Annotated in this window: 6 protein-coding genes; 3 read left to right on the top strand and 3 right to left on the bottom strand. The window is 62.3% G+C overall.

What is annotated here, in order from left to right:
• Positions 1–6: 6 nt before the first annotated feature.
• Together L6639_RS16020 and L6639_RS16025 are read left to right on the top strand one after the other, a co-directional pair.
• The gene (locus L6639_RS16020) at positions 7–1,740 is read left to right on the top strand and encodes an FAD-dependent oxidoreductase (RefSeq protein ID WP_237862674.1); all 1,734 of its coding nucleotides are present in this window, start codon (positions 7–9) and stop codon (positions 1,738–1,740) included.
• Between the two features lie 20 nt (positions 1,741–1,760).
• Complete coding sequence (locus tag L6639_RS16025) at positions 1,761–2,555, top strand: IclR family transcriptional regulator (RefSeq protein ID WP_237862675.1); 795 nt, start codon at positions 1,761–1,763, stop codon at positions 2,553–2,555.
• 156 nt (positions 2,556–2,711) lie between these two features.
• On the opposite strand, the gene L6639_RS16030 is transcribed toward L6639_RS16025, so the two are convergent.
• Genes L6639_RS16030 through L6639_RS16040 form a run of 3 tightly spaced genes read right to left on the bottom strand, consistent with a single transcriptional unit; the run spans position 2,712 to position 4,688 of the window.
• A complete protein-coding gene (locus L6639_RS16030; RefSeq protein ID WP_237862676.1) occupies positions 2,712–3,491 on the bottom strand; it encodes an SDR family NAD(P)-dependent oxidoreductase in 780 nt (259 codons plus the stop codon).
• A gap of 58 nt (positions 3,492–3,549) precedes the next feature.
• A complete protein-coding gene (locus tag L6639_RS16035) occupies positions 3,550–4,140 on the bottom strand; it encodes a thiamine pyrophosphate-dependent enzyme (RefSeq protein WP_237862677.1) in 591 nt (196 codons plus the stop codon).
• 5 nt (positions 4,141–4,145) lie between these two features.
• The gene (locus tag L6639_RS16040) at positions 4,146–4,688 is read right to left on the bottom strand and encodes a thiamine pyrophosphate-binding protein (RefSeq protein ID WP_237862678.1); all 543 of its coding nucleotides are present in this window, start codon (positions 4,686–4,688) and stop codon (positions 4,146–4,148) included.
• A 392-nt stretch (positions 4,689–5,080) separates the two neighbouring features.
• Between L6639_RS16040 and L6639_RS16045 the strand changes: the two genes are divergently transcribed.
• Positions 5,081–7,646, top strand: a 2,566-nt coding sequence (locus L6639_RS16045; protein WP_237862679.1) for a glycoside hydrolase domain-containing protein, incomplete at its 3' end; no start/stop codon positions are given.

Genomic DNA, 7,646 nt, shown 5'->3' on the forward strand with positions numbered 1-7,646 from the left:
TGAGACATGGCCGGCAACGAGCATAGCGCAAGCGAAACCTACGAGTGCGACGTGCTCGTGGCCGGATCGGGCTGCTCCGGCATGTCGGCCGCGATCACCGCGAGGTATCGCGGTCTCGACGTGCTGATGGTCGAGAAGGAGCCGCGCTTCGGCGGCACTACCGCGCGCTCCGGCGGCTGGCTCTGGATCCCCGGCACGTCGCTGGCGAAGGCTTACGGTATCGAGGAGGCGCCGGACCAGGCGCGCACTTACTTGCGGCACGAAGCCGGCAACAATTTTGACGCGGCACGCGTGGAGGCGTTCCTCAGCGCTGGTCCCGAGGCCGTCGATTTCTTCACCACCAACACGGCGCTGCGCTTCGACATGCCGCTCGTGTTCCCGGACTATCATGCCGAGGCGCCCGGCGGCGCGCAGGGCGGCCGCTCCATGGTGACGCGCCCGTTCGACGGCCGCGAGCTCGGTGATCTCATCAAGACGCTCGGCATGCCCCTGCCCGAACTTACCGTGTTCGGCATGATGCTGGGGTCAGGCAAGGAGATCATCCATTTCATGCGCGTGACGAAGTCGCTGACTTCGGCGGTCTATGTCGCCAAGCGCCTGTCGCGGCATCTGATGGATGTGCTCCGCTACGGCCGCGGCATGACGCTCACCAACGGCAATGCGCTGGCCGGTCGCCTCGCCAAATCCGCGCAGGATCTGAAGATCCCGATGTGGCTGTCCTCGCCGGTGCGCGAGCTGACGGTCGAGAACGGCGCAGTCACCGGTGCGATCGTCACGCGCGAAGGCCGAGACGTGCGCGTCCGCGCAAGACAAGGCGTCGTGCTTGCCTGCGGTGGCTTTCCGCACGACGTTGAGCGGCGCAAGAAGATGTTTCCGCATGCACCGACCGGCGCTGAGCATTTCTCGCCCGGCCCAACCGGCAACACCGGCGATGGCCTGCGCCTCGCCGAGGGTGCCGGGGGCCACATCGAGGATCGCCTGCCGAACGCGGCGGCCTGGGTGCCGGTGTCGCTGACCACGCGCAAGGACGGCTCGAAGGGCGTGATGCCGCATTTCATCGATCGCGCCAAGCCGGGCGTGATCGCCGTGATGCGTGACGGTAAGCGCTTTGCCAATGAAGGCAATTCCTATCACGATTTCGTCCAGGCCATGATCAAGGCCGCCAAGCCCGGCGAGGAGATCGCGGCCTATCTCGTCTGCGATCACCGGACGTTGCGCAAATACGGCCTCGGCTGCGTGCCGCCGTTCCCGATGCCGCTCGGCCATCACCTTGCGAGCGGCTATCTCATGCGCGGCGACACGCTGGAGGCGCTGGCGGCGAAGGCCGGTATCGACGCCAAGGCGTTCGCGGAGACCGTCAAGCAATTCAATGCGACGGCGCCGCTGGGTCACGACGCCGCCTTCGGCAAGGGATCGAAGGCCTATAACCGCTATCAGGGCGACGCCATGCATGGCCCCAACCCTTGCATCGCGCCGATCGAGAACGGCCCATTCTATGCCATCAAGATGGTGATCGGCGATCTCGGCACCTATGCCGGCATCGTCACCGACGAGAACGCCCGGGCGCTCGACGCCGAGGGGCGAGTGATTCCCGGACTCTATGCCGCCGGCAACGACATGGCGAGCATCATGGGCGGCAATTATCCCGGCGCCGGCATCACGCTTGGGCCGGCGCTGACCTTCGGCTACATTGCCGGCCGTCATCTCGCCGCTAGCGCCGCCAAGCGCGACGCGGCGTAATCCCAGCGCATCGGAGGCGCATGAAGAAAGAAAGCCGCGGCATCCAGTCGATCGAGGTCGGCGGAGAATTGCTCCGTGCGCTCGCCAAAACCGGCGAGCCGATGATGCTGCGCGATCTCGCGCGCGAGGCCGGCATGACACCGGCCAAGGCGCATCCATATCTCGCTAGCTTCTCCCGCATCGGGCTGATCGAACAGGACGAGACTACCGGCCGCTACGAGATCGGCGCGCTCGCGCTGGAGCTCGGCCTGATCAGTCTGCGCCGCCTCTCCGGCGTCCGCATCGCGCAGCCGAAGATCGCCGCGCTCGCGAGCCAGATCGGACACGCCGTCTCGCTCGCGGTGTGGGGCACGCACGGCCCGACCGTAGTGCAGCTGGAAGAGCCCGGCCAGCCCGTCCACATCGTGATGCGCGCCGGCTCGGTGATGGCGCTGCTGGAAACCGCCACGGGGCGTGCCTTTGCAGCGTTTCTGCCGGAGAAGACCATCAACGCCGCGCTCGAAAGCGGGCTTGACCGTCAGGGCGTCGGCTACAATCCGAAGCGCCCGGTGAAAGGCGCCAAGATCGCCGAGATGCTCACGGAGGTCCGCAAGCACGGCCTCGCCCGCGCGCTCGGCGATCCCCTGCCCGGCGTCAACGCGTTCTCCGCACCAGTGTTCGATCATGCCGGCCACGTCGCGCTTGTGATCACCGCGATGGGGCCGGAAGGCACGTTCGACGCGCGCTGGGACAGCCCCATCGCCCATGCCTTGCGGGATTGTGCCGGCGGCATCTCGAAGCGGCTGGGTTACGGGATGACGGTTGCGGCGGAGTGATAGGCAAGTTGCCTCCCTCACAACAGGTGTCATGCCCCGCGCAGGCGGGGCATCCAGCACGCCGCGTCCTATCGATTCTATCGCTGCTGTCTCGGCGTACTGGATCGCCCGCCTTCGCGGGCGATGACAGCGGGTGTGTGATGACCTCCTCCGCTCCTACTTGTCCTTCACCGGCACCGTATAGTTCAGGATCAACCGGCCACCATCCGGATAGATGGTCTGTCCGGTGATGTAGGACGCATCGTCGCTGGCGAGGAACGCGACGACGGAGGCGACCTCGCTCGGCTCGCCACCGCGCCCCGCGGGCGTACGCGACATCACCGTCTTGCGCGCATCCTCCGAGGTGTAGATCGACGACGCCACCATGTCGGTCAAAATCGTGCCGGGGCCGACTGCGACGACGCGGATGTTGTGCGGGGCGAGCGCGACGGCCGCGACCGACGTCAGCTGCTTCATGCCGCCCTTGGACATGGCGTAGGTCGCAAGCGCCGGGATCGCCAGCAGCGCATTCACCGAGGACATGTTGATGATGACCCCGCCGCCGCCCTGCGCGATCATCTGCTTGGCCGCGGCCTGCACGCCGAAGAACGCGCCCTTCAGATTGATGCCGATGATCTCGTCGAATTCCGCTTCGGTAATTTCGAGGATGTCCCGGTTGCGCGCGACGCCGGCATTGTTGACCATGATGTCGAGCCGGCCGAATTCGCGGACCGCAGTCGCGACGGCACGATCCACGTCAGCGCGCCGCGCGACGTGACACGGCACGGCGTAGAGATCCTTGGGCTTGCCCAGCTCGTTGACCGTCTTCTCGAGCGCGTCCGTATCGACGTCCGAGATGACCACCTTGACGCCGTCGTCGAGAAACCGCTTTGCGCAGGCCTTGCCGATGCCGCGCGCTGCGCCGGTGATGACGGCGACCTTGCCGGATAGTTTCATGGGTCTCACTCCAGGATAGCTGCTTAACGCAGCGAGCTATCCCGAAGTGGACTCCGGTTCAAGCCGCCGCGAAGCCGAGATGAGCACGGAACCGGTTCTTGATAAAGACGGCATCGCGCGAGGGCAGCGAGCGCGGCGGATTTTCGGCCCTGACCTTGATGACAAACAGCCGCGGGCCAGCGGCCGGCTCGGCGATTTGTCCCGCGAGGCGCTGCACCTCCTCGAGCGTCCGCACCGTCGCGGTGGCCGCAAAGCCGCAGGCCGTGGCGATGGCAGTGAGATCGACACCGCGGCCGGTATGGCTCGCCTGCATCCCGGTCTCGCCAAAATGCTGGTTGTCGATCACGACGATGTCGAGATTGCGCGGCTGCGCGACGCCGATGGTGGCGATGCCGCCGAGGCCCATCAGCTGCTCGCCGTCACCGGTGAGCGCGAGCACGCGCTTGCCTCGCTGCGCCTGCGCAAGACCAAGACCGATCAGCGCAGCACCGCCCATGGCGCCCCAGAGATAAAAATTGTCGTCGCGGTCGCCAGTTGCATGCAGATCGTAGGTTGGCGAGCCCAAGCCGGAGACGACCAGCAAATCGCCGCGATCTTTCAGCAGGGCCGCGACGGCGGCGCGGCGATCGAGTTGGGACTCAACGGTCATTGCACTCACCACTTCTTCATGCCGATCAGGCGCTGCCCGATCAGCACCGCGATCTGCTGATCGGACTCATACGCGAGCGCTGCCGCGGATTCGACAGTCTCGACCAGATCGTCCGCCGTCTCCGCCCGCATCACCTTCAGCCCGATCGCTTCCAGCGACGGCTGCGTGGCCCGGCTCATCGGCACCTGCCAGGGATTGAACTCGGCCCACTCGCCGCGCATCGTCACCAGCATCAGCAGCGGAAAGCGGCCGATCGCAGACAGCGACAGCATGTTGATGCAATTGCCGACCCCGCTCGACTGCATCAGCAGCACGCTGCGCTGACCGCCGAGCCAGGCGCCCGCGGCAATGGCTATACCCTCTTCCTCGGTCGTCAGCACGTTGGTGTTGACGTCGGCGTCGGCGGAGAACAGCCGGATCAGCTGGCTGTGGCCAGCGTCAGGCACGTAGGACATCTGCTTGACGTCGGCGGCTTTGAGGATGCGATAGAGTTCGCTCGGCCAGTCGATGTCGGGATTGGGCTTCGAATTGGGCTTAGGGCTATGCACCAGACGTCTCCGTGAAATTCGAGCAGCACGCTAGCGACGTTCGCGCGCGAGGGCTCTGACCGTCTGGCAGGAGCAGGTATTGAAGGATTGTATAGCTGGCTTTTGCTGGCCCAGAAACGCGATGGGCGTGACTGCGTCCTCTCCCCTTGTGGGAGGGCATTTTTATAACGGCAAACTAGGCCAGACTTGACCAGCTGCCTCCCCTTGATTCCATCTGGGTTGAAGGATACGGTTCCTCTCTGCTTAGTTGTATTGAAATGGAAAGTGCTTCATGCCTCGATTTTGAGTTCGAGGCTGAGGCTATTGCTGCTGCGCGTGCAGCGAATGCCTAGTTTGAAATATCCAATTTTGCGCCAGATTGATTGGTTGACCAATGTTTTAGGATATTTCCAATGTCTGACACGCTTCTCGACACCACCGCGACGATCGGCGTTCTGACAGTCGGCGGAGCAACGACCGGCACCATTGATGCCGTGCCAATGAGCGGAAGCGCAAACACCTCGTTCGATCACGACTGGTACAAAGTTACATTGACCGCTGGGCACAGCTACAGTTTCTCGGCCCAAGGAACGTCCGGCACCTTGAACGACGTCGCCATCGATTTACGCGACACAGGCGGCAGTAATTTTGTCACCTCTGTGATCGATGGTGGTGTGAACGGTACCGCTAGATTCAACTACACGCCGAGCTTGTCTGGCACATACTATTTCGCAATCAGTGCAGGTGGATCGAACCCGGCAAGCCTCACAGGCAACGACAGCATCAGCGTCACCGACAATCGCACGCCATCGACCGACACGCTTCTCGACACCATCGCGACGATCGGCGTTCTGACAGTTGGCGGGACAACGACAGGCACCATTGATGCGGTGCCCATGAGCGGAAGCGCAAATACCTCGTTTGACCACGACTGGTATAAAGTCACTTTGACGGCGGGGCATAGCTACAGCTTTTCGGCCCAAGGAACGTCCGGCACCTTGAACGACGTCGCCATCGACTTGCGCGACACGACCGGAAATAATCTTGTCACGTCTGTTGTCGACGGAGGCGTCAATCATGCGGCGAGCGTCAGCTACACGCCAACTTCGTCTGGCACATACTATCTTGCGATCAGCGCGGGTGGCTCGAACCCGGCAAGCCTCACAGGCAACGACAGCATCAGCGTCACAGACAATGGCGCGCCATCCACCGACACGCTTCTCGACACCACCGCGACGATCGGCGTCCTGACAGTTGGCGGGACAACGACAGGCGCCATTGATGCGGTGCCGATGAGCGGAAGCGCAAACGCGTCCTTCGACCACGACTGGTACAAGGTCAATCTGACAGCTGGGCACAGCTACAACTTCTCAGCACAAGGTACGTCTGGCAGCTTAAATGACGTCGCCATCGATTTGCGCGACACGACCGGAAATAATCTCGTCACGTCTGTTGTCGACGGGGGTGCCAATCATGCGGCGAGCTTCAGCTATACCCCAACTTTGTCGGGCACATACTATTTTGCGATCAGCGCGGGCGGCTCGAACCCTACAAGCCTCACCGGCAACGACAGCATCAGCGTTACCGACAACGGGATTATCGGCGGGGGCGGTGGCTCGCAGCAGGGAATCGATTTTAGCGACGCATCGGCGCTCACACCAACGCAAATTGTTCAGGCAGGTTTTAGCTTCGTAATCAACTATCTTGGAACCAGCAGCAGTAAATATCTGACCGCTGCCGAAGCGAGCAACGATCTGGCTGCTGGACTCAACATATGCTCGGTATACGAAGTTACGTTTCGCAACGGAGTGGACTACAACCCCAACATCGCCGCTAACATACCAAGCTACTTTTCAACGTGTCTGAATGGCAACGGTTACACTGATGGGCAGAACGCGTACAACTATGCCCACAATGTACTACATCAACCGTCGGGGTCGGCAATTTATTTTGCGATCGACGCTGACGCTTCGGCATCGGGCCCCTACATGCCTGATGTCATCAACTATTTTCAGGGCATAGCTCAAGCATTCAGCGACCTGTCAGGCGGAAATCCGCTTTACCGCGTCGGCGTGTATGGATGTGGGGACGTACTAGACACAATCCATAATGCCGGACTTGCTCAATGCAAGTGGCTGGCGGACGCTCCGAGTTGGTCAGGTTCTTCGGGCTACACAAACTATACCATCAAACAATATGCCAACGGTGACACCACAACGTTTCCAGGCGTGCATATTGATCACGATTTAACCGCTGGCTCGGACTTCGGTCAATGGATACCCGCTACCGTAACCCAGCCTGACCTCTCGGAATATCTCGGCGTCACCAACACCACCGTCGCCGCGGGCAACAACGTCACCGTCGATGCCTATGCAATGGATATAGGAGCCGGCCCATCGGGAGCCTCGACCGCAGGCATTTATCTGTCGAGTGACGCTACGATCACCACCTCCGATACACTGCTGACGACAGTCAGTTCCGGCGCACTGACCAGCGTCGGCCAGACCGGCTATTACGACCATCAGACCCTGTCGGTCATGCTCCCGGGCAACCTCGCGCCCGGCACCTACTATCTCGGCGGCATCGCCGACTACAACAACCAGGTCAGTGAGAGCAACGAAACCAACAACACCTACAACACCGTCAAGATCACGGTCACCGCGCCAGCCCAGCCTGATCTCTCGGAATATCTCGGTGTCGCCAACACCACCGTCGCGGCAGGCCACAGCGTCACCGTCGATGCCTATGCAATGGATATAGGAGCCGGCCCATCGGGAGCCTCGACCGCAGGCATTTACCTGTCGAGTGACGCCACGATCACCACCTCCGATACACTGCTGACGACGGTCAGCTCCGGCGCACTGACCAGCGTCGGCCAGACCGGCTATTATGACCATCAGAGCCTGTCGGTCATGCTTCCGGGCAACCTCGCGCCCGGCACCTACTATCTCGGCGGCATCGCCGACTACAACAACCATG

Source organism: Bradyrhizobium zhengyangense, from assembly GCF_022012555.1.
Taxonomy (GTDB): Bacteria; Pseudomonadota; Alphaproteobacteria; order Rhizobiales; family Xanthobacteraceae; genus Bradyrhizobium; species Bradyrhizobium zhengyangense.

Bases quoted from the DNA above. Each gene is read 5' to 3' on its own strand.
- L6639_RS16035 (WP_237862677.1), bottom strand. From the start codon at position 4,140: ATGACCGTTGAGTCCCAACTCGATCGCCGCGCCGCCGTCGCGGCCCTG.
- L6639_RS16020 (WP_237862674.1), top strand. From the start codon at position 7: ATGGCCGGCAACGAGCATAGCGCAAGCGAAACCTACGAGTGCGACGTG.
- L6639_RS16025 (WP_237862675.1), top strand. From the start codon at position 1,761: ATGAAGAAAGAAAGCCGCGGCATCCAGTCGATCGAGGTCGGCGGAGAA.
- L6639_RS16030 (WP_237862676.1), bottom strand. From the start codon at position 3,491: ATGAAACTATCCGGCAAGGTCGCCGTCATCACCGGCGCAGCGCGCGGC.